The organism is Xanthomonas sp. NCPPB 2250 (assembly GCF_056725265.1).
In genome coordinates this window covers 3,113,151-3,135,718 of record NZ_CM161520.1, presented here as the reverse complement: position 1 = coordinate 3,135,718, position 22,568 = coordinate 3,113,151, and the positions used below count along the sequence as shown (strand labels likewise).

The window sequence follows — 22,568 nt, the reverse complement described above, 5'->3', positions numbered from 1 at the left end:
CCGCACGTTGCGGCTGCGGGCCCACAACTCAATCGATGCTCAAGGACGAAGCTATGCCGAACCCCCACGTTCGTGCCGCCCGCCGTTTCGGCGGTGCCTGCCTGTTGCTGCTTACTGGCGCGCTGGCGGCCTTCCCCAGTGTGGCGGTCACCCCGAAGCGGCAATATGGACCGCCGTATGTCGGGGATTCCAGCAATGGTTCGCAATCGTTTGCGACCGTGAACGAGGCGGTGCAGTTCGTCATCGATGGCGCCATGCGGGTGTGTCAATCCAATGGCTGCGAAAAACCGCCCGTCTTTACCGTGTCCTACAGCGACGGCTTTGCGGCTGCGACCGTGTATCAAAACGGCCATTGGTGGGGCTATGTCTACGCCAACGACAAGATTGTGGGCGAAGGCCAGCCGGTCAAGAACACGGGCAGTTGCAACACCGGGTGCACTGGTGGGCTCGGCCAGGCTGGCGACAGCACCGGCCCGCATGGCAGCAGCGGCAACGCCGCGCTGAAGCAAGGCGGGGTGCATCGGGGAACTGCCTTCGAAGGCGACCCGATCAACACGTCCACGGGCAACATGTTCCGCCAGGACACCGACTACGATTCGCCAACCTGGCTGACGCTGCGCCGCTTCTACAACAGCAAGACCTTCGTGACCGCGGTGACGCTGGGCAAGCAGTGGCGCCACTCCTTCGAGCGTCGACTGGATCTGATGCTGTCGGGTGTCGCCAATGGCGGCAGCTTCATCGATGTCCAACGGCCTGACGGTGTGGTGGAACGGTTTCGTCTCAGCAACGGCGCGTGGGCGCCCGATCCGGACATCGCTGATACCTTGACCGAGCGCCGCGACAGCGCCGGCGTGTTGCTGGGCTACTCCCTGGCGGTGGCGGCGACCCAGCAGACCGAGCTCTACGACACCGCCGGCCTGCTGCGCTCGGTGTTCGATCGCATGGGCCAGACCGTGCTGACCCTGGACTACAGCGACCTGCCGCCGGTCGCCGGCAGCAAACCGCCGCCGAACCTGCTGCAGCGGGTCACCGATGCGGGCGGTCGCTCGCTCGGCTTCGCCTACGACAGCAACAACCGCTTGGCCACCGTCACCTTGCCCGACGGCGGCGCGCTGACCTACGGCTACGACAGCATCGGCAACCTGACCTCGGTGCAGTATCCGGACGGCAAGACGCGCCAATACGTCTACAACGAGGCCTCGCTCACGTCCAACAAGAGTCAGCCGACCGCGCTGACCGGCGTCATCGACGAGAAGGGCGTGCGCTTCGAAACCACGCGCTATGCCAGCAGTGGCGATGCGATTGCGTCGAGCTTCGCCGGCAACGTCGATGCCATCTCGGTCGAGTATTCGGCCTCCACCTCCAACTGGGCCACCCCGGCCGCAGTCACCTCGCCCCTTGGATTCAGAACCTTTCTGACCTACACGGACACCGGCTACGGCTCGCTCAAGCCGACCGGGGCCAGCGTGCCGTGCGGTCAACAATGCAATCAGCCCTGGAAGGCGCTGACTTACGACGACAACGGGTATCCGGCGTCGAGGACCGACTTCAAGGGCACGGTGACCAAGACCACCTACACGGCCGGTGGCCTGCTGACCCAGCAGATCGATGCGTCGGGGACTGCGCAGCAGCGCACGACGAACACCACCTGGAACACCATCCTGCGCGTGCCGCTGACGCGCACGGTGCTCGATGCGGCCGGCGCCACGACCGCCAAGACGATGTGGGCCTACAACGCACGCGGTCAGCAGACGGCACGTTGCGAGGTTGATCCGGCCGTATCCGCCGCCATGAGCTACAACTGCGGCAGCACTGCCAACGCACCGACTGGCGTGCGCCAGTGGCTGACCAGCTACTGCGATAGCGTCGACGGCACGCAGTGCCCGCAGGTCGGCCTGGTACTGAGTCAGGACGGCCCGCGCACGGACGTGGCGGACACCATCAGCTACCGCTACTACCTGGCCGCCGACGAATCCGGCTGCGCCACTGTCGGTGGCGCCTGCCATCGCGCTGGGGATCTGTATCAGGTCATCGATGCGCTGGGCCGGGCCGCCACCTATGTGGCCTACGACCGCAATGGGCGCCCGACGCGCACCCAGGACGCCAATGGCCTGATCCGGGACCTCACCTACACGCCACGCGGCTGGACGGACTCAAGCACGCTGCGCGCGAACGCGGATGGCACACCGTCCGACCAGGACCAGACCACGGTCGTGGCCTACGATGAGGTAGGGAATGTCAAAAAGGTCACCGATCCCAACGGCACGTTCGTCACCTACGGTTACGACGCCGCGCATCGCTTGACCGACGTGACCGATGGCGCCGGCAACAACATCCACTACACGCTGGATCCGTCGGGCAACCGGGCCAAGGAAGACACCAAGGACGCGTCGGGCACCCTCACGCACACGCTGTCGCGGATCTACAACCGAATTGGCCAGTTGGCGACGCAGGCCACGGCCGAAGCCGATCCGACCGACTTCAGCTACGACGACAACGGCAACGTGCAGTTGGTCACCGACGCGCTCAAGCACAAGACCCAGACGGACTACGATCCGCTCAACCGGGTCAAGCAGACCACACAAGACGTCGGCGGCATCGCGGCCAAGACCCAGTTCGACTACGACACGTTGGACCACATCGCGAAGGTCACCGATCCCAAGGGCCTGGCCACGGTCTACCAATACAACGGCCTGGGCGACCTGCTGAAGCTGACCAGTCCCGACACGGGTGTGACCAGCTATACCTACAACAGTGCCGGCGACATGGTCACGCAGACCGATGCGCGCGGGACCAAGACCAGCTACCTCTACGATGCGCTGGGGCGCCTGACCAAGACCACCTATGCCGACAAGGCGCTGATCGCCACCTACACCTACGATGCCAGCCAGAACGTGTGCGCGGCTGGGGAAACGTTCGCGCTGGGCCGCTTGAGCAGGCTGCAGGACGGCAGTGGCACGACCCAGTATTGCTATGACCGGTTCGGGCGCGTGGTGCGCAAGGTGCAGACCACCAACGGCAAGGCGTTCGCGCTGCGTTATGCCTACACCAAGGGTGGCCGCCTCAGCCAAGTCACCTATCCAGACGGCGCGGTGGTGGACTACGTGCGCAATGCGCTGGGACAAACAACGGAAGTGGGGGTCACGCCCGCCGGCGGCGCGCGTCAAAAACTGCTGAGCGGCGCGACCTATTACCCGTTCGGCCCCAGCGCTGGCTGGGCCTATGGCAACGGCCGGCCATTACAGCGCGTGCTGGACAAGAACTACCGCCCGCTGGCGATCCAAGACGGCCGCAAGGATGGCCTCAACATCGGGTTCGGCTTCGACCCGGCGGGCAACCTCACTGCGCTGACCGCGCCGGGCAATACCGCACCCGTGGTGAAGTTGGGCTACGACAATCTGAATCGGCTGACCGCCTTCAAGGACGGCCCGACCGGCACGGTGATCGACGGCTACAGCTACGACGCCACCGGCAATCGCCTCAGCGCCCAGGTCAACGGCACCAGCCAGACCTACACCTATCCAACCGACAGCCACCGTCTGGCCAGCGTGGGGGGCGCCACGCGCAGCTATGACGCTGTGGGCAACACCACAGCCATCGATGGCACGGCCCGCTCGTTCGCCTACGACGCGACGGGGCGCATGAGCCAAGCCACGCGCAACGGCACGTTGGCGATGGAGTATCGCTACAACGAGCGGGGCGAGCAGGTGCGCCGGTTCCTCGGCGCCACCAACACCTACACCGTCTACGACGAAGCCGGCCATTGGATGGGCGACTACGACACCAACGGCAAGGCCCTCCAGCAGGCGATCTGGCTCGATGACTTGCCGGTGGGCGTGCTGGCGGGGACCGGGCTGAACTATGTGCAGCCAGACCATCTGGGAGCGCCACGGGCAGTGATCGACTCGGTGCGCGACGTTGCCATCTGGGCCTGGGACATCAAGGGCGAGGCCTTCGGCAACACGTCGCCGAACCAGGATCCGGACAACGACGGCACCGCGTTCGTGTTCAACCTGCGCTTCCCCGGGCAGCGTTACGACAGCTCCACGGGACTCAACCAAAACTATTTCCGGGACTACGACGCGAGCACTGGGCGATATGGGCAGAGTGATCCGATCGGACTGAGTGGCGGCGCCAGCACTTGGGCATACGTTGAATCCAGCCCATTGATTTTTTCTGATCATATGGGGCTTGAGAAGGACCAAGCGTGCGTGGCTAGCTATACGACTACTGGTGCTATCTGCGGAGGGGTTGTTGGTTACTACGGCAGTGGTGTTGCTGGGGCGATTGGCGGTGGATTTGTATGTGCCCCAGCAGGTCCTGGTGCCGCGGCATGTGCAGCGGGTGGAGCAATGGCCGTTAGTCCTGCTGGAGGAGCACTTGGCTCCATCGTTGGTGGTGTCACTGGGCATGCTATCGGCAATGCAATGTGCCCAGATGATCCTGATGAATCTGAGTTCTGTCATCAACGATACGAAGCAGAGCTTGCGACATGCAGAGGACTGGGGCGTGCGGAAAGGGCTGGCCGAGTCAAGAAGGGAAGCGCAGCGAGGTGCTATGGTTCGGCTGAAGAAAGATTGAATGCTTGTCTCAATAATAGGCCTGAGCCTCCTTTCCACGGCTGGCCACAATGAGGAACGCCATGTTTGAAGATTATCGCCATTTGGTTTCTACCCACGCTCGTGATGGGCGATGGTATGTTCGCGTGGATAGGGTTTTAGGCGATCGGGTCGACTTTTACACGGAGATAGAAATTCCGTCCGTGGAGTCTGTGGACCAATGGGACGTTTTTGATAAGCTCGGAGAAACTCTTGGGAAGACTATTTGTATTGATAGTCCATCAATAAGAAGAGCGCTGAAGATTGATGGCGATTAAGACTTAGAGATAGCCTTGGGTAGAGGTTGCTCGCTCCTGTGCAACACACCCCCAGTCCGGCGCATGCGGTTTTTTCTGACATTACGGCGGGGAAGTGTCTGATTGGTCTTCGTTGCTTGCCAAGGCAAGCTCTCTCCATCGTCCAGGCCACTTCACCCACCATGGCTGGGGGACGGAGGCCAGAACCTCCACCTAAGCGCCGACGATCAAAGGCCCCGCACGCGGGGCCTTTGCTTTTCGCCCGGCTGGGCTGGGGCCTAAGATCGGCCAAGCGGGTAGGGCCGCGGCTCGCGACTTTGCGGATGCATTCGTCCAACCCCGTGGACGGCGCCCCTCCGAGCCACAGGCTTTCCTTATCTGCTGGTAGCGCTATTGTTCTAACTTAGATGTCTATCCCATAAAGCGAAAAAAATTCTCTAAGGACTGTTTTAACTTGTGCCGGAACCTGAGCGGGCGTGCTACACCAGCGACGGCGGATAGGTTATTCGTCCACTAATGGATAATCCATTAGGAGTGAAATCCAATCGCGAACAAGGAGATGGTTATGCGATTCATTGCGTGTTTTATCATCGTTGGTGGCTTGGCACTCGCGTTTAATGCTGACGCTGCACGGCAAAAATCAATTAATCGGATCTATTTCGACGCCTCAGGAAAGGTGATCGGACAGAACGCTTACTTTTGCAACAATAAGCATTGGCAGGGTGGGGATCTTAGTTCCGCCATTCAGCTCAGCATCACGGGTGGCTGTGGGGACATCAGTGTGGTTTGCAACGGAAAAGGCGGCTGTCAGGAGCTTCCGCCGGATTACAGTATTCAGGTCTCCCTCTCGGGAAATCCGCCCTTCAGCAAACAGGAGGCATGCCAGTTGGCTGCCAATGCCTGCGATTTTACCGAACCCGAAATCGTGCCTGGTGTTGATTATCCGATTGGACCGGTTAATTAACCTGGCGGGTAATAGCGCTTCTGTCCAGTAGCTGCTCACGCTTCAGCCAGCCGGTTGCCTTGCTTTGCCCTCCATCATGGCCGTGGGAAGGAGGCCAGAACCTTCAGCTGAGCGCCGACGATCAAAGGCCCCGTATGCGGGGCCTTTGCTTTTCGCCAGGCTGGGGTGGGGTCTGATATCGGCCAGGCGGGTAGGGTCGCGGCTCGACTTCATGGGTAAATTTGTCCAATCCCGTAGACGGTTTTTCCCAGCCTATGGGCGGCGCTTGCGGCCCCTTCAGCCCAGCAGTAGCGTCTATGTGGCCGCATACCTCAAGGATCGACCGATGAAATCCTTCTCCGGAATAGTGATCGGCGTGGCCATGATGGCCGCCGGGTTGTGCCCGCTCGCCAAGGCAGCGGAGCCTGCCTTGAACCCGGCCGACGTCATCGAGGGCATGGGAGAGCGCATTCCCCCCGGCAAACAAAACGTCAGCCTGTCGCCGCTGTTCAAGGCCTATGTCTTCGAGAAGGCGGGTCTGAAATTCGTGCAAATCAACTCGCTGAAGGACGAGGTCATCACCGTCGTCGTCGTCACGCCTGGCGCCGAGTCCCGGCTGCCGATCGGCTCCGCCGCGGGCCAGCCGTTGCTCGTGCTCAAGGGCGACGCGACCAGTTGAGCGGATGCTTCCGGAGAGCGGAACTCTCCTCGTAGCACAAAGAGAAAGCCCCAGGTGGTGACCCAGGGCTTTCGAGGAAACGCGTTGCAAGGCCGTCGCGTGCTCAGCTCAGGTCGCAGTTGCTCGGCAGCTTCCACGTCGTCGCCGGCAGCATGTTCTTGACCGCAGACGATGCGGTGATGCCGACATTGCTGGCACCGATGAGCTCTTCCAGGTCGGCGATCGACACGATGTAGTCGTCCAGGCTGCCCAGGCCGGTTTGGTTCGGAATGATCCAGCTGATAGCCTTCTCGGCGCCGGTGCTCGGGTCCGTGGTGATGATCGTCTTCCAGAAATACTCGGGCGTTCGGATGCCGTGGCTCGAGAGGAAGTAGTCGTTCGACGTGTCGCCGAAGACCACGCCGCCGTAGACCTTCACCGGCCGGATATCGCGGTAGCACTCGGCGACATTTTCCGCGCTCACCCAGATGCCCTGATTGAAGCCCGAAACCTGCGGCACGATGTTCGACATCAGGTTCGCGCGGACGATGTAGGTCGAGTTGTAGTCCATGTGATTGGACGTGACCAGATGGCCGCGGTCGTAGCCCGAGCGAACGCTGGCGTAGGACTTTGTCGAGGTCTGACCGCCACAGCCGCTCGGCAGGGTGGTGTCGAGCTTGAAATCGGACGGACGAGCTGCGGAGCCGGTGTCCGCGTTGAGCGAGTATTCGTAGCGCGTGGCGGTGTGCTCGGTGCAGTCGTAGGTCAGGATAAAGCCGCCCTTGTTGAGCGTGACGACCTGGGCCTGCGCTGCTGCGCTGGCGGTGGTGAACAGGAAGACGGCGAGGAAGATCCGGAATCGCATAGTGCACTTCTCCATGTGTTTAGGCAGGCCGCACGAACCCAGCACGCACGGACAAGGGCCGTGCCTGTTGAGAGACGCGCGAGTTGACAGAGGTGGAGCAGACAGCCGAGACCGGCGCAATGCCGGTGTGGTGGGAGAGACGACAACCGCGCCCCTTTGCCACGGAGTGGCACGCGGTTGCGACATGTATCTAACAGCGAGCTGAGCGGGTCAACCGCGGATTGGCCAAGGTGTGACTTGGTCGGAAGACTTCGTCGCTGTAAAACGGCTTCCATGGCCATGCAATACGGGCGAGGTATGGAGCAAAAAGAAAGCCCGGATTGCCCGGGCTTTTTGATGCGGATGCTCTATCGGAATCAACTGGTCAGCTGCACCCACAGCACCAGCAACACCATCGGCAGCCCGCTCAGCAGCGAAAAGATCCAGAAGGCTCCCATCAGAGCCAGCGGCGTCATGACCCACCACTGCCCAGCAGTGAACCCCTTGTCGCGCTGCCGAGCTGCGTAGGCGGCGCCCGGGCAGAGTCGCTCTGCTTTGCGCAGACCCCGCCGGGCCATCAAAGGCCCGACGATGAAGCCCAGCGGGCCCAGGAAGAGCAGGCTCAGCGAGAACCACCAGAAGAAGCGGTTGTGGGGCGTCAGCACTTTCTTGGGCGCAGCACGCGGCGCTCCGGTGCCGGGAAGCGGGTGGACCACGCCCATCGACGCGGGGGCGATCGGATCAGGATGGGTAGTCATTTGGCGTAGGCCCTCCACGTGCCGTCGGCTTTGGCATACCTCAGGTTCTTGTTGACGGGGACGGGGACCTGCCGACCGGCAATCTCGAGGACGACCTGGCCGCGCGTGTCGCAGCGGTAGCCGTCGGCGTCCTCGGCCTTGGTGCAGCCGCTCAGCTCGAAGTCCCGAATGTCGCTCACTCGGCCGGCGCCGCTCTGCTCAAGCAGGGTCACCAGGGCCTGCTTGGCGTTGTCGTTCGAGGGCTTGCCGCTGCAGGCGGTCAGACCCAGGGCCATGGTCAACGCGACCAGGCCGATCCATGCGTTTTTCATGTCGTTCCTTTGCTGAGGGATGGTGATGGGGGAGGTGGCGAGGCAGGGGCTTGCTACTTGTCTCGGTTGCCGTCGGGCTTGAAGCCAGCAGTCCAAAGCCGGGTGTCTTTGAAGGGCGTCAGCAGGCCGCTGGCTCCCGGATGGAGATCCGCGGTCTGGAGGAAGCCCGAGACCCAGGCGACGCGCAGGGCGACGTCGACGGCGCGATCGGCGACGCCCGGCCGGCTGACGTTGACCACAAAGGGCTGCGCCGGTGGGGTGGGGCCCGTGGAGCGCTGAGAGCCCGTGTTCGGCTTGCTGGCCGGCACTCGGATACCGGTCAGCGTGTCGCGGCCTTTCCACAAAGCGGACGTGTTGAGCTCGGCCGTCTCGCCCAAGTCGTCGGTGTCGGTCAGCGGAGCGTCGGCGCAGGCGCGGAAGGTCTCCGTGCTCGAGGTCGCGGGGTCGGACCAGATACGCGCTTCCACGGTCCAGCAGGGCAGAGAGACGCCCCACTCGGTGAACGTCAGTGCGACCCGAGGCCACTCCAGTCGGCCGGCCTGCGCCGCTTGGTGGTTGTCGCCCTTGAAGAGCCCGGGCAGCGTCCTGGCGCCGCTGAGGGGCGTGTAGAGGGGGCCGTTGCTGGCTTGGACGGTCGACTTACCGTCTGCGTTCGGCCTGATGCCCACGATCTGCTTGCCCGCGTCCTTGAGGCTGCCGCCGAGCTGGCGGAAGAAGCCGGGCTTGGGGTCTGAGCGGTCCTGAGCGTGGGCGGAGCCGGGAGCGACCAGCATCAATGCCAGGAGCGCAGCGAACGCTCCTTGTCCTGCGTGCTTCATAGGAAAAGCCCCTGTAGACCGCCGGCCTGGCGGCATTTACGATAATCGCAGATGAGAAGCCGGCATCCAAGCGGCACACTGAGGGAATTCAGCTTTCGTGCAATCTTCTCGATGCCCAAACCCAAGACACCGGCCACGGTCTATGGCACGCGCCTGCGGAGTGCGCGGATGGCCATGGGCTGGACCCAGGCAGAACTCGCCGAGCGCATTGGGATGGTGGACAGCGTCTCAGGAGCCACGCGGGTGAGCCGTTACGAGACGGGGCAACATGACCCTGATCCTGCGACCGCGGAGGCGTTGGCCAAGGCGCTGGACTTGCCGGTGGCCTATTTTCATGCCACTTCAGACCTGATTGCGGAGATCATTCTGCTGGTATCGCGACTACCGCCGGCCAAGCAAAGGGAGGCGCTAGAGCGCCTGCAGGAACTGGTTGGGAAGGCAACGAGCTAGGCTGACGTTTTGTCTCACAAAACGAGACTGGCGTCACTTATCCTATCTTGGTCGGAGAGGGTCTCCGACGGATTGTTTTGCCAACATCTAGCAGAAGGAGTTTGTTATGGCTGGTGGAAACTATTGGTCCGGGCAGGAATGCCCCAAGACCGGAACCTACGGGCAATACAGCGATGTAGACAATAAATACGCTGGTGCTTCCTACGACCGCCATGTTCAAAAGGGGGAGCGGTTTCCACCCAGCTTGAACAACCATCACTTCCACGAGAAGTAATGGAAAAAGGGGAGGAGGGCGTGTTCCTCCTCCCTTTAAAAGAGTATTACTGCTCATTCGAAATTTACGCCGCCCGAGTGGTGCTTCGGCGAGCAACAATACGTTACGGATAGAACTTGCTCGGATCGGCCAAGCACGAATCGAACTGCCCCCGCTGGTAGCGCGGCAACTCCACGTTGGGCTGATACAGCTCCAAAGCGCTGATCTGCTTTCCTCGTGTCACTTGGGGCTTCTTGTGGAGGTAGTGCCTGCGCAGCACCTGGACCCGGTCCCGTGGGTCGGTGCTGTGGCCGGTGACCAACGCAATCTCCTTCTCCGGCACGTCGTTGACATCGAGCTCGGTGGCTAGGGTGTGGCGGAAAGCATGGAACCCAATTCCTTTCGCGAAGCCCAAGCTCTTCAGGTAGCGCCCAAAGTCCACCACGAACTGTTGGCTGTAACGCGCATTGGTCTCGCCTGTCGTGCGGTTTACGCCCGCGGAGAGCAGCGGGAACAGCCGATGATGGCCGATCGCTTTCATGTCCTCCACGAACTCCAAGAAGCCTGCCTCCAATAGCGGCTTGGCGATGGGGATGATGCGCATGCAGCCCGCGCCTTTCATGCTTTGCCGGCTACGCCGCCGTCGCTTTGGGTCTGCGGCCAGGTCTGGGTCGAGTGTCTTTTGGAAGGCGATGCACCAAACGCCGCGCTCCTCGATGATGTCGGTCAACTTCAGCTGGCAGACTTCGTTGACCCTGGCACCGGTATACAAGCCTAGCATCGGTGCCCACCAATACTGCGGCTTCTTGGCCCAAGGGATGAAGGTTGCGGGGTCAAAAATGGCTTTTAGGTCTGCATCCTCGAACAAGCGGATCGCCTTGTCCGGGTCGATGGTGTGATCTTTCTTGGGCTTCCGAAACGCCTTCATCGGCGACAAGTCGATGGCTTGTCCGTTGACCAAGTGGTTGAAGAAGGCAACAAGGAATCGGCGGTGACGCTCTTCCGTGGCAGGCGAGAGCGGCGGCACGTCTTGCTCTTTCCCCAGCGCTATCGCTTCGTCGAAGGAGAGGTCCTTCAGCAGTGGATCCGACACCAGGTTCCTTGGGGCCCAGCGCAGCAGTTTCCAGAGCGCCTGGATGTGGTAATAGTCCACTCGAGCCGCCGAGATGTTGCCGCAGGTGAGAAGCAGTAGCTTCAACGTGCGCTCAGTGGACTGGATGGTTTTGGGCTCCAGTTGCCGGCGACGCATGTCGGCCAGATGATCCTCGATCTCCTTGGCCAGAGGGCGCGCCGGCGTGCCCATGGGCAGCTGCGCGGGGTAGCGCGTGCTGTTCCTCAGGCCGCTTTTTCGTCCGGTTTCGTCGAGCGCAGCGAGGATGCATTCTTGAAGATTGATGGCCGCTTCCCGGCCTTGAATGATGGCGAGGTCGATACGGTAGCGGCCAATGTGGATGCCTTCCAAATGCAGGAGGCCGAAGGGCAAATCGATGTAATCGTTGAGTGCTGCGGAGGGGTTGCTGGTCATGGGTCACTTCCATCGAAAGATGGAAGTAGGGATATGACAGGACGAAAATTCGTCAACGGGGGCGATACAAAAATTTGCGGTGTAGACGAATACCTCAGTTGTTAGGGTCGCCCCGATGGGGTGCTTCCCGAATCCGTCAATTCGTTATCCGGCGAGAAGCCTTGTAAACCAAGGGTTTCGAGGGAATTTGTGTCGATTTATCGCAGTCAATTACGTACTGTTTGCATTAAATAAGCTAACTTACTTCGATATTTTTCATTGTCTCTCGATGAATATAAGTTAAATGTTAGGTAGTTTTTGTACGCTTATGTTGCTTTTTCCTGGCTGCGCTGTTGCCAATGTCAGTTACGCATAGGCTACCGAGTGGTGTTGCGAAATTCATAATCTGTCGTAGGTTCGGTCAGTGAAAGCCTGCAGTTCGCTCGGCTAATCTGATTGTGCCATGGCTAAAAAGATTAATGTTGAACCGGAAGATTTATCGAAGGCCTGGGCGGCACTGATTCGCTATGAGCGTCGTCAATCTCGCAAAGAGCACCCAGCCGGTAGCTTTGATAAAGCAAAACGTTGGTATCCCAAAGGGCGTGATGAAGAAGTCATGATCGGAGGGCGGCCGCCAACCCGCAGCTATCCCAACTCATACAACGTGGCTTGTCGTAGCCTGGCTCATTGCGAGCGTTACGAAAACGCGGACCATGAAGTGGTCCTCAGGCTGAAGCGTGAGCTCAAAAAATTTGGAATTGAAGCAATGAGCGACGGGGCTGAGAATACTCTCCGCGCGGCTTTGCTGGATCAAGCATTACCAAAGGCTGAGCCAGTCACTGTTAGATCTCGTTTTTAAGCTCCGTTCTGAGTGAAGATAAGCTGGGTGGCGACGCACCAAGGTCCCGCATCACGCTTTTTTTTGAGGACGTGGTGCCCTGGCGCTACCGATCCTGGAACCACGGTTCCTATGAGGATGCTCCAGGCCTATGAAGTCCAGTGGCATAGGCAGCTGACCCGCCATTTCCATCGCCGGCTATGATTCCCGCACAGGGGAGGGAAGCCGATATGAGGACAACTTTAATCCGCCAAACGCTACTCGGCTTGGTTCTTTTGCTGCCAGCATCAGCAGCCATGGCCTGCAGCTGCGTGATGTATGAAAGCTTGGACGACGCTAAAGCCAGGGCTACCGTGGCTGTCCAGGCGACGATGGTCTCCGTGCAGAGAAAGATCGTTCAGCACGGTGACGCGCCTTACTCGGAGCAAGAGGTGGTCCGTTGGCGTGTTGGGGAGTCCATGCGTGGCCCATTGGTCACAGGCCAGGAATTCGAGACGCGGACAACGATTTCTCCGGCCGCCTGTGGCGAGCAGGTGGTCGATGTCCAGCGAGCGCAAGCAACGCCAACACCTCCACCTAGAACGTGGTGGCTGTTCTTTCAGTGGATTCCCGAGAACGGAGCGCCTTGGTTTGTTGCCACGTGCTCGAGAAGCCAGCCCGTTGACGCAGTGGCCCCAGTGCCTGCGTCGTAGGATGACCTTGTTCTAGGTGCAGTGAAGGGCATCGCCTAACGGCCGCCCTGAAACTGGAAGGTGAAGCGAGAGGATGCGGCGGTCTCGCTGGCAATCGGCACGGGTGTAGCGTCCACTAGTGTCAACATGCCATCGGCAACAGGGACCGGGACGCCGAGCGTGAGGTCCAGCTCCTTGGACCAGCCACCGCCAAGCACGGTCGCCCTAACGACCAGCCGGCCGGCCTGAATGCATTGAACGTCTGCAGGGCAGCGGCTGTCTTCGATGACGCGATCGGGGCGCACCTTGGGCCCATCGACCGCCGCAATCTCTCCCAGGCGCACAGGGCCTTCGATTGGCTGGTTCGCTACGGGACCAACTGCTGCGCATCCATCAAGCGCCACGGACCAAAGCGAGGCAAGCATCATACTTCGGATAGGATGGTTACGTTCCATGGTTATGCTCAAAATCGCGGATTGTGGAGATAGAGGGGTATAGAGGTTCTGCCAAATGGCTTCGGATCTGCTTAAGAGGGGAGGGATCTCGAACATACCAACGAACACTTTGAAACTTCGGTCGCCGAATGTAAATACGTTACATTCGGGTTATTGCTGGTGCAAGGGAGCCTCCACGTCGGAACTTCTCCAATTCGGGCCGGATGAGCGCCCATCTATCATGTAGCGGCTCGAGATAATTTAGTGCCATTAATTCACCTAAAAGACCATATTCATGAGCAATGCTATTGTTTTTTATGGCGTATACTCCTAAATTTGCCGCAATGGGGTGCCAGAGGTTGTTTAGGTGGCCGCTTAGATTTACAAATGCTTGAGTTAGTGATCTACGAACTTCCTCAGGTAGGTCTAACTGTTCCGGGAAATTTTTGCTGTAAAGCTGTTTTATGACGGATACCGATGTCATAAAGCGTGAATACCCGATCGGATATTTTTTAGGGGCGTAGTTTAGAGTTATTGCGTCATGATAGATGTGGGCTGCATATATTCCTAAAATATATCCGGCTCTGATTGATTTCTCTGCATTGAGTGGGATTCCTTCTTCTTGCTTCATCTGCGCAATAATATTTTCAAATATCGAAAAAACTGACGAGGTTGCAGATGCGTCTGCATCCATCTCAAGCGTCTTTAAGGTTGTTGCGTGGTCATCCTCTGTTTGGGCATATCGTGGAAAATTTTTGGATTTCATGAATTCCAAGTGCCCATGCGAAACGTGTGCGAATTCGTGGCTTATAATAAAACACAACGCTGCTCTATAAACATATTTTGGTTGTGTAGATTGCAGTAGATATGTGGCGTCTTTGGTGTGAAATACGATTTCCTTTGCGATGTCAATTAAGTATTTTCCGGAAAATGGTCTGGGCTCTTCAATGCTTGGTGCCCCAACCATGTCATTGATCCCATCTAAAGATTGGACTCGTAGGCAAAGGTTTATCAATGTATTAAAAGTGCGGAACTCGATAAGTATCACGAATTCATTCTCGGCCACATGCACGACTTGAAAGGGGCTCTGGGATGCGACTATGGCAAAAGTTATGTTTGCATTTGTTTCTGATGAGAGAAGTAAGTTGGTTGTTATGCCATCCAGTTCGGCAATAAGTCCATGAAATGTAACCCTTACTTCTTCTAATGTATAGGCATAATTAAGTGATTTTGGCTTCAGACTTGGTGACATTATTTTAAATATTAGATCGTCAGATGAGTAGGGCATTCATAATTCCCGATGCATGGTTGTAAAGGCATTCTGGCCACCAGTTGGATATTCCGGGTGTGGTGAGGACCACTCATCCGCGGTGCGTTTGAGCAGTATCATGTCGGCGACCTTCAGGTCGGCAGCCATATCCCACCGGCCCAAACCCACACGATAGCCATTTGGCACAACTTTCTTTACCACAAAGCCAAACCGAGCGTAGATGGCCTCAATGTGTTGGCTGGTGTCCAGTATGACTTGCTTGATGTCCGGACTCAGGCGCAAAGATTTTCAGCAGAGTCAAGAGCAGCACGGTCCCCAGTGCTTGTCAATGCAGCTTCTGATCGACCATGCGCCTAGCAGAGGCTTTCCGTGGTGCTATCCGCGCTGATGCAGTAGCCAACACATGCAATCACTTCACCTGCACGTTCAACGACTCATTAGTCGCCAGGCGACGGCATAGTGCTTTAGACATCGCACGAAGTCAGGGCGTTCCTCAGCGCTGAAGAACGCTGACACGTTGCCGTCGAACAGTCGCAGGCAGGCACCGAAGTCCTTAGCGCTTTAGTTTCGAATCGTATCCATGCCGCCAGTTTGCCTCAGACACGCAAGCACCCTGCAAAGGCAATGCGCAAATGCCAAATCCTCAGGGCGCTGACCCATCAATCCATTGGCCGAGAATGCCTGCTGTCCTCCTACCACTCAGGTCCGTATTTGGCCCCCCGGGTAGGGCTTCAATGCATTTCATCTCCACCAGCGCTGGGCCTCTTAAAGGGACCTTAGCTTCGCTGTCCCGACCGCAAGGGCAGGCCTCCTCCACGTTGTTCCGGCCCTCCGCTGCGCGCCGCAAGCGGTGCTCACTCCCGGGTGCGGTCGAGCCTAACGCTTCGCCTGCCGGTTCCCACGAGGCGCATGTCGCGCTGGTGGAGAAGAACCGATGAAGCGCACCACCCAGGACCGCACGGCCCAATACCAGCTCCCGATGGACGAAGAAGGCATCTTGCTCGCCGCCGCCAACATCCTGGAGCAGCGCCTCCAGCGGCAAGGCCGGATCCACAACCCCATCCACGCAGGGAACTACCTGGTCGCCCGTTGCGCCCACCTGCCGCACGAAGTGTTCGGCGTCATCTTCCTCGACACCAAGCATCACATCTTGGCCGTCGAGCACCTGTTCACTGGAACCGTCGACGGATGCGAAGTCCACAACCGGGTGGTCGCCAAGCGTGCCCTGGACCTCAACGCTGCCGCCGTCATCCTCTTCCACAACCATCCGAGCGGAAACCCTGAGCCCAGCGACGCTGACCGCCAGGTCACCGAGCGCCTGAAGCAAGCGCTTCGCCTCTTCGACATCCGGGTGCTGGACCACCTGATCATCGGCGGCCACCAGCACACCAGCCTGGCAAGCAGGGGGTGGGCATAGCCCGCCCCTTCACCTATGCGGTCTGCCGAAGCTAGACTGCCAAGGCAGATGCACATCCATGGAGCAGGAATGAAAGCGTTTCACGTGCGAGGGTTGTCTGGGAGACCGATGGCAAGCGTCCTGCGTTGCCGGATGAAGCCAGGGTCGAATGCGAGAGCGAAGAGGGCATCGCCGATGCGCTCAGCGATGCATGCGGCTGGCTGGCCAGTGACTTCGTCGTCGTGGAAGAGCTTGAGACCGGCGATTCCAATGAATCGGGGCGGAGATGACGGCAATCAGCGTTCCGAATGTGGGAGTGAAGATGGGGCGCTACAGCAGGCGATGCAAAGTGCTTTAAGGGATAGTTAGTTAGTTAATTAATCTACGCAGGGGGCAACGTTTGGTCTGGAACCTACCGACAGAGTTTGACCAAGCTACGAGAACCCATGGAAGCCGAATCTCTCAATATCATCCTCGACCGCTGTGCCGAGTCACGACAACAGAACGAGCGCTTCAGGTCCCTACTTCCCGAAGTAGCCTCGACCTCGTTGCGAGTGGACTTCGCCCGATGCGCCATCGATTTAGCGCTTGAGCATCACTCCGCGTTGATTCGTTTGGTTGAAGCAAGCGAATACGGCGCCGCCGCTGCCTTGCTGCGTCCTATCCTGGAAGCCTCAACAATTGGCTTTTGGTTCGTCTACGTGGCGTCATGCGAGGAGATTCAGGGTCTCCAACTGGATGGGGCTGACAACCCCATTGATGATGTCCCGATGCTGGGAGCCATGGCCGCTCAGTTGGCCACCACGTTTCCGCTCATTCAAGGCTTGGTAGATGGGTTGAAGAAGGGGGGCGCTGCGAAGTGGCTCCACAAGTATGCGCATGGCGGGACACCTCAGCTCAATCGCAGAATCGGGCCCGGCTGGACCGAAGGCGACGTGATGCTGATGCTGATCCGCGCTGATCTCTTCAGTGTGTTGGCCGGTTGCCTGGAGACTGTTCTCGCCTCAAATCCTCCCTTATCGAGCTATGGGTTTACCCGGCGAGATCAGTTGGGAGGTGAGTTGCATAGAGAGTTCGGAGCGCCTGAGGTGCCGCAGCAGCCTCCAGAACTGCCGGTTGCTCCTTTGTTGTCAACCGATTGCGAGGGGCGGTCGAGTGAAAGCTAATCCAAACAAGCCTGATGCTCACTTAGAGAGTTTCGTCTCCCAGATTCGGGTGGTGACGGAGGCATGGGGAAACAAGCATGACCTCCTTCACGACTCGGGGCACAAAGATCCGCTGAAGCGCTACGACTCTGAGCCGGGTGAAGGTGAGCCCTTGCTGACTTTTTGGTCTGAAGGCGACGCGCGCAGGGTGCTCTACGAGGGATATCAAGAGGCCGACGAACTTCTAGAAGAGCTTGAGAAGCTCGGTGTCTTTCTGGAGTGGGACGACTCGGTCACAGCCAACTACTACCTGATCAATCAGGAGACCGAGCTCCAGCGACAGTTCGATGCTCTAGCGCAATGGAGGTGGACTTGTCGCTTGATTGAAGCCGATACTGCGGACGTATCCGGTGACATCTACTCTTACTTCGCAAAAAACCCTGAGGACTTTCATCGACTCCCACACCGGGCATTCGAAGAGCTCATCAGCAGCATTTTCGCTGCGCGAGGATGGAAAACACGCGTGGGTCCTGGGAGCGGAGACAAGGGCGTGGACGTTCGGATCTGGCAAGAATCACCATTGGGTGACAATCTCACGCTGATCCAGGCCAAGCGGTATGCCAAGCACCAACCCATTCGGCTTGAAGCCGTGGCAGCACTTGAAGCACATTCCAAGCGTGAGCAGGCGAACGGCTTGTTCATCACCACGTCCCGGTATCTGCCGGGCGTTCGTGAGTGGGCAGGCCGTGAAAGCGTGCTCCAGCTGGCAGACATGTCTGATCTTCGGGAGTGGTGCCGCGAAGCGTCGCATCTTGCAGTGAAGGAACGCGCCCATGCGTTGGCATTGGAATCCTTCTTGCCGCTACTTCACCGGATACGGGAAGGGGAGGCATACGACCGCCTGGTGACGTGTAGCAGAAGCGCGTCGTTTTGCGTTGTGCTGAAAGAGACTGCTACCGGGGCTTTGCTGGTGCATGTTCCTTCTGTCTTGGTCGCTGGCGACTTGCATCAGGGTGCCAAGATGCCGGTGCTTGACGGGCAGGTGGTCGAGGAAATGCCAGGGGGCGCAGTTTTTCGGGCGATCCGAACGGTGACTGATAGTAGGGTTCACTACTGGGGAAAGCGCCGCTATTACACCCCGTGGGATGGTCAGCCGCTTTGGTATGACACTTGGGATTGAAGTCGGGTAGTTTGCCCTTAAGCTCCCTCAGCGGATTCCGCTAAAGTGTCGGACCGTGTTTGAACTGGCGCTCGCCACCCGGGCGTGCGCGTAGAGGAAGTCGTTGTTGATGGCGTTGAAGGGTCTGTTGGTTCTGTCTTTGGTTTTTGCTTCGGTTCCTGGCGTGGCAGCAGAGTTGGTCGGCCGCGCGACCGTTACAGACGGGGACACCCTCACGGTGGCGAAGCAGCGCATCCGCCTGTGGGGCATCGATGCCCCGGAAAGCACCCAGCAATGCACCACCAGGGACGGACGCTCCTGGCCCTGTGGTCGGCGGTCCGCCGCCGCGCTGGACGGCTATGTGCTGGACAAGAGCGTTCACTGCCAGCCCAAGGACACGGACCGCTACGGCCGGGTGGTCGCGGAGTGCTTCGTTCAAGGTCAGTCGGTCAACCGCTGGATGGTGAGCTCCGGTTGGGCAGTGGCCTATCGCCAATACGCCACGGCGTTCATCGCGGACGAAGCCGACGCACGGCAGCGCCAGCGGAACCTCTGGCAAGGGCCCTTCCAGATGCCCGCGGACTTCCGCCGAAGCAAGCGCGACCAGACGGCCCGCCAGGCCCAGGTGGCCACGCCGCCCGTGTCCAGTGGATGCCGGATCAAGGGCAACATCTCCCGTCAGGGCAAGAAGATCTACCACGTGCCCGGACAGCGGGACTACGAGCGAACCAGCATCGACCAAGCACGCGGCGAGCGTATGTTCTGCAGCCCCGGAGAGGCCGCTCGGGCAGGGTGGCAGCCGGCACAACGCTGATGCGTCCTTGGACGCAGCCGGGTGGCCGCAGCAGGGCGTGGCCCTTCCCATTTGTCTGCCCAAGTTGCGGGCGATAGCGCTAGACTCCGGTCACAGTAATCGATAGACGTGAGCCTAAGGACGGGGTGCAACGCATGGAAACCAAGATGGCAAATCAGCCTAAAAAGGGCGAGTTCTTCCAGCTGCAGCCGGATGCTCGGCGTGGAGGCAAAGGCCACGGAGTGGTCTTTGAAAATGAGAGTGTTCTGCGAACGCCGCCGCGCCTCATCGTGAAGCCAACGGAGGGTGGGTTCCCGCCATTGCGCGAAACTCCGCGCCTGGTTTACCACCCCGGCGAGGGCGCGCTGCCTGAAGATCTAGAGGGCGGCTTCAGCGGCTATTGGTTGGTTTCCGACCGGCTGCGTCGCGTGATGGAGTCAGTGGACGCGGAGGCCTTCGCTTTTGCTGAGGTCGACTATCGTTTGGACGATGGTTCCAAGGGACCGACTGTATTCCTCTGCGACGTCGTCCGCACCTTGGATGCCTTGGACGAAGAGGCTTCCCAGCTCAACATTGAAATCAGCGACGAATTTGAGGCCGGGAAATACTACGACCTCACCGGCGACATCCGTCTGGCCTTCAGGCGGGATGTGTTGGGTTCGGCGCATGTTTTTAGGTTGGCTTTCCATGGTGGTGTCTTCTGCGATAGAGCGTTCAAGGAAGCCGTTGAAGCGGCGGGCATTGTCACGCCCAGCAAGTCCAATGGGCTTTGGTTTTACGACGTCGTGAACTGCTGATTTCGAACACGGGCGGCAAGGAAGGAGCCTGATCCATGGCGAACTATCGGACGCTTTTCCAGGACCATCACAACATCGAACAGCAGACGCTGAAGAACAGCGAGCTGTTGGCGAAGTTGCAAGAGGTCGGGAAGTTTCATATCCATGCCCCTGAGAACCGTTTGTTCCTGCCTGCCAGTCCTCAACTGGCTGATGCGCTTGGGGTGACCCCACACAGTGGCGGTCCCTTGGCGGAATACCAGAGGGGCATGCTTGAACGGTTGAACCGCATCCAATCGACGCGGGATGGTCAAGCTGCTTTGATGGGTGACCCTGATGCGATGGATCGGGTCGCCAAACGTGTGGAGCAGCTGCGCGATACGGTCAAGGTCGGGCTGATCAATGGCGACTTGAACACCAACACGCCAGTAGGCGAACTTCCGGCGCAGACGAGCCAGAGAGTTCGTCAGTTCTTCAAAGACATCCCCGCCTACTATCAAACCCACTCTCAGCAGGTCGAGGCCTTGAAGGGCTTCACGGGGGTGGACCACGGCTGGGGTGCCGTCGCGCATTCCGAGTCGCGCATCGTCACCACGCTCAACCAAATCCAGGTCAGCAACGCCGCGATCGTTCGAGGCGGGGATATCCAGCTTCAGCGCAGCGGGTTGTCGCTCGCAATCGCCAACGCTCATCACGACGGGCGCGTGGTGTTGTCCGAGCAGGGCATCCTCAAGGTCGAGCAGGTGCTGGGTCCGGAAGCCGCACAGAACATTCGCATGCCGCATGGACAGCGTGGCGAAGTCGCCATGGAACTGTTGATGGGCGAGGCGTCCGCGCGCGGCCTGACCCGTGCCGGCGGACTCTTGGCGACGGGGGCGGATGCGGTGATGACCGCTCGCACGGCGGCGACGCTGATGGAGCAGGGCAACACCACGGCTGCGCAATCGGAGGTTCAGCACGCCATTGCGCGCAACGTGGGTGGCTGGGCCGGCGGCGCATCCACGGCGGCCGCGCTGGGCAGCAGCGGCGGCTTTGTGCCTGCGGCCCTGGTGGTCGGCGACGCTGTGTTGATGAGCAAGGCCTTCGACAAGGCCGTGGACCTCAAAGAGAACCGCGACATTTTCCACCAGACCGATCGGGCCGGCGTGGACTGGCAGTTCAACGGACGAGATTGGGAGCGCCAAGGCGCGTTTGATCGCGCGGCTGAGGGGCGCGCAGCCCCTGCCCAAATATCCGTCGGCGCCAGCTACGTCAAGTCTCAGGAATTGGGTGCCATGGCGAATGCCAAGGCCGCCGAGTTCGCGCTGGGCAAAGCCCCGCCGCCGCAGGACCCGTTCAACCTGCCGGCCCAGCCCGGCGATCGGATTGGGCTGGACAACCAAAATTGGCACCGCAATCCAGACACGGAGAAGTGGGAGCGCCAGGTCAAGACCGGGGTGGACGGCGCCAACGACCGAGGTGTCTACGAGCCCCAGATCGCGAACGCAGAGCAGACCCAGCGATTGAACCAGGAGGCCTTGGCACGGATCGAGGGCAACATCGCCAACGGCCGCGAGGCCATCGCCCAGGCCTACCTGGAGAGCCATGCCGCCCAGCGTGGGCAGGACTACGGGGTGGCCGTTCCTGCCGCCGTGGAAAGTGCTCGTGCTCAGCAGGACCGGGTGCAAGGCCATGATGGCCAGATCTACCAGCGCAACGAGGCCGGGCAGTGGCTCGGCAAGGACGGTGTGGCGACCGGCAACCTGGCGGCGGAGCTTGAGCTCACAAAACAGATGCGCCAGCCCTCGCTGGAACGCGCCCAGGAGACCTTGGCTGCCATTGAGGCTCGCCCTGCGCCCACGCCGGCGCAGATGGAGCACAACGAGCTCTTGCACCGCTACCGGGCTGCCGGCGTCGACCTCAACGCCCAGGAGAACAACCTGCAGGCGGTGAAGTTGGCCACCCAGCGGACAAAGGAGGCCGAAGGCCTCACCGGTCCGACGATGCAGCAGCTGAAGCCGAACGAGCAGGGGCAATATGGCTACGACAGCCAGATCGTTCACTACCAGGTTGGCCAAGACGGGGTGGCCCACCAAGTCGCGGTGACCACCTCCGAGGAACTGCGCCAGGCCAAGGCCGAGTTGGGCCAGCCCGCCATGGCGCAGGTGCCGACGCTGGCGACGGTCTCGGTGACTGCGCCTGGGCGCAGCAAGGAGCAGGAGGCCGAACCGGCCCAGGAGAAGGGGGCGCAGGTGCCGATGCTGGCCGACAACCCCGCGCACCCGGACCACTCCACCTACTAGACGATCCATTCCTGGGTGAAAGGGACCGGGAACTGGAACGAGGAGGAGAGCCGCAACGTCACCGCGGCGCTCTACAAGCAGCAGGCCGAGGACCCGCTGGTGAAGCGGGTGGATCGGGTGACCGGTGCGCTGGGCAAGGACGGGGCCGAGAACGTGCTGGCGGTCTACGCGCCGTTTGGCGACAAGCTGCCGATCTTCCACGCTCGGGTGGATGGGAGGGAGGCGGCCAAGCAGCCAGCGGAGCAGAGCCTGCAGCAGGCCGAGGTTATCAAGCAGGACCAAGTGCAGCAACAGCATTTGGAGATGAGCCAGAAGCAAGCTCAGGAGCAGGTGGGGCCGATTCGGGGCATGTGAACTAGGAGGGGTATTACGTATTGAAAATGTAAATTTATGGCGTGACGAAAGTAATG

At 59.9% G+C, this 22,568-nt stretch carries 17 protein-coding genes and 2 pseudogenes; 12 read left to right on the top strand and 7 right to left on the bottom strand.

Annotation, left to right across the window (positions count from 1 at the left end; all coding sequences use genetic code 11):
• Window positions 1-35: 35 nt before the first annotated feature.
• The 3 genes from AC1PMG_RS12315 to AC1PMG_RS12305 all read left to right on the top strand — a co-directional run bounded on the left by AC1PMG_RS12315 (window position 36) and on the right by AC1PMG_RS12305 (window position 6,477).
• Complete coding sequence (locus tag AC1PMG_RS12315; RefSeq protein ID WP_481109078.1) at window positions 36-4,634, top strand: RHS repeat-associated core domain-containing protein; 4,599 nt, start codon at window positions 36-38, stop codon at window positions 4,632-4,634.
• A 786-nt stretch (window positions 4,635-5,420) separates the two neighbouring features.
• Complete coding sequence (locus tag AC1PMG_RS12310) at window positions 5,421-5,819, top strand: hypothetical protein (protein ID WP_481109077.1); 399 nt, start codon at window positions 5,421-5,423, stop codon at window positions 5,817-5,819.
• A gap of 325 nt (window positions 5,820-6,144) precedes the next feature.
• Complete coding sequence (locus AC1PMG_RS12305) at window positions 6,145-6,477, top strand: hypothetical protein (protein ID WP_481109076.1); 333 nt, start codon at window positions 6,145-6,147, stop codon at window positions 6,475-6,477.
• Between the two features lie 103 nt (window positions 6,478-6,580).
• On the opposite strand, the gene AC1PMG_RS12300 is transcribed toward AC1PMG_RS12305, so the two are convergent.
• From AC1PMG_RS12300 to AC1PMG_RS12285, 4 genes are all read right to left on the bottom strand, one after another.
• Window positions 6,581-7,321: a DNA/RNA non-specific endonuclease gene (locus AC1PMG_RS12300; RefSeq protein ID WP_152180818.1), complete on the bottom strand. Its 741-nt coding sequence runs from the start codon at window positions 7,319-7,321 to the stop codon at window positions 6,581-6,583.
• Between the two features lie 356 nt (window positions 7,322-7,677).
• Entirely contained in the window at window positions 7,678-8,022 is a 345-nt protein-coding gene (locus AC1PMG_RS12295) for a hypothetical protein (protein WP_481111664.1), read from the bottom strand.
• A gap of 32 nt (window positions 8,023-8,054) precedes the next feature.
• A complete protein-coding gene (locus AC1PMG_RS12290) occupies window positions 8,055-8,369 on the bottom strand; it encodes a hypothetical protein (RefSeq protein WP_481109075.1) in 315 nt (104 codons plus the stop codon).
• Between the two features lie 53 nt (window positions 8,370-8,422).
• Window positions 8,423-9,187: a hypothetical protein gene (locus AC1PMG_RS12285; protein ID WP_481109074.1), complete on the bottom strand. Its 765-nt coding sequence runs from the start codon at window positions 9,185-9,187 to the stop codon at window positions 8,423-8,425.
• A gap of 111 nt (window positions 9,188-9,298) precedes the next feature.
• On the opposite strand from AC1PMG_RS12285, the gene AC1PMG_RS12280 reads away from it, so the two are divergent.
• Complete coding sequence (locus AC1PMG_RS12280; protein ID WP_481109073.1) at window positions 9,299-9,637, top strand: helix-turn-helix domain-containing protein; 339 nt, start codon at window positions 9,299-9,301, stop codon at window positions 9,635-9,637.
• A 377-nt stretch (window positions 9,638-10,014) separates the two neighbouring features.
• Here the strand turns inward: AC1PMG_RS12280 and AC1PMG_RS12275 are convergent, their stop codons facing one another.
• The gene (locus AC1PMG_RS12275; protein WP_481109072.1) at window positions 10,015-11,415 is read right to left on the bottom strand and encodes a site-specific integrase; all 1,401 of its coding nucleotides are present in this window, start codon (window positions 11,413-11,415) and stop codon (window positions 10,015-10,017) included.
• Window positions 11,416-11,857: 442 nt separating this feature from the next.
• Here AC1PMG_RS12275 and AC1PMG_RS12270 point away from each other — a divergent pair, with 442 nt between their 5' ends.
• Complete coding sequence (locus tag AC1PMG_RS12270; protein WP_481109071.1) at window positions 11,858-12,253, top strand: hypothetical protein; 396 nt, start codon at window positions 11,858-11,860, stop codon at window positions 12,251-12,253.
• A 706-nt stretch (window positions 12,254-12,959) separates the two neighbouring features.
• On the opposite strand, the gene AC1PMG_RS12265 is transcribed toward AC1PMG_RS12270, so the two are convergent.
• Together AC1PMG_RS12265 and AC1PMG_RS12260 are read right to left on the bottom strand one after the other, a co-directional pair.
• The gene (locus AC1PMG_RS12265; protein WP_481111663.1) at window positions 12,960-13,358 is read right to left on the bottom strand and encodes a hypothetical protein; all 399 of its coding nucleotides are present in this window, start codon (window positions 13,356-13,358) and stop codon (window positions 12,960-12,962) included.
• A 139-nt stretch (window positions 13,359-13,497) separates the two neighbouring features.
• Window positions 13,498-14,625 carry a hypothetical protein gene (locus tag AC1PMG_RS12260; protein WP_481109070.1) on the bottom strand — a complete coding sequence of 376 codons (1,128 nt, stop codon included), beginning with the start codon at window positions 14,623-14,625 and terminating at the stop codon, window positions 13,498-13,500.
• Window positions 14,626-15,541: 916 nt separating this feature from the next.
• Here AC1PMG_RS12260 and AC1PMG_RS12255 point away from each other — a divergent pair.
• From AC1PMG_RS12255 to AC1PMG_RS12225, 7 genes and pseudogenes are all read left to right on the top strand, one after another.
• Entirely contained in the window at window positions 15,542-16,024 is a 483-nt protein-coding gene (locus tag AC1PMG_RS12255) for a JAB domain-containing protein (protein WP_481109069.1), read from the top strand.
• Window positions 16,025-16,093: 69 nt separating this feature from the next.
• Window positions 16,094-16,293 (top strand): annotated as a pseudogene (locus tag AC1PMG_RS12250) (hypothetical protein).
• A 156-nt stretch (window positions 16,294-16,449) separates the two neighbouring features.
• A complete protein-coding gene (locus AC1PMG_RS12245; RefSeq protein ID WP_481109068.1) occupies window positions 16,450-17,169 on the top strand; it encodes a DUF6988 family protein in 720 nt (239 codons plus the stop codon).
• The gene (locus tag AC1PMG_RS12240) at window positions 17,159-18,328 is read left to right on the top strand and encodes a restriction endonuclease (RefSeq protein ID WP_481109067.1); all 1,170 of its coding nucleotides are present in this window, start codon (window positions 17,159-17,161) and stop codon (window positions 18,326-18,328) included. The genes AC1PMG_RS12245 and AC1PMG_RS12240 overlap by 11 nt, the downstream gene beginning before the upstream one ends.
• Window positions 18,329-18,437: 109 nt before the next feature.
• On the top strand, window positions 18,438-19,121 hold the full coding sequence (locus tag AC1PMG_RS12235; protein ID WP_481109066.1) for a thermonuclease family protein: 684 nt from the start codon (window positions 18,438-18,440) through the stop codon (window positions 19,119-19,121).
• A gap of 134 nt (window positions 19,122-19,255) precedes the next feature.
• Entirely contained in the window at window positions 19,256-19,897 is a 642-nt protein-coding gene (locus tag AC1PMG_RS12230; RefSeq protein ID WP_481109065.1) for a DUF1629 domain-containing protein, read from the top strand.
• A gap of 35 nt (window positions 19,898-19,932) precedes the next feature.
• Window positions 19,933-22,512, top strand: a pseudogene (locus AC1PMG_RS12225) (XVIPCD domain-containing protein).
• The last annotated feature ends 56 nt before the right edge of the window (window positions 22,513-22,568 follow it).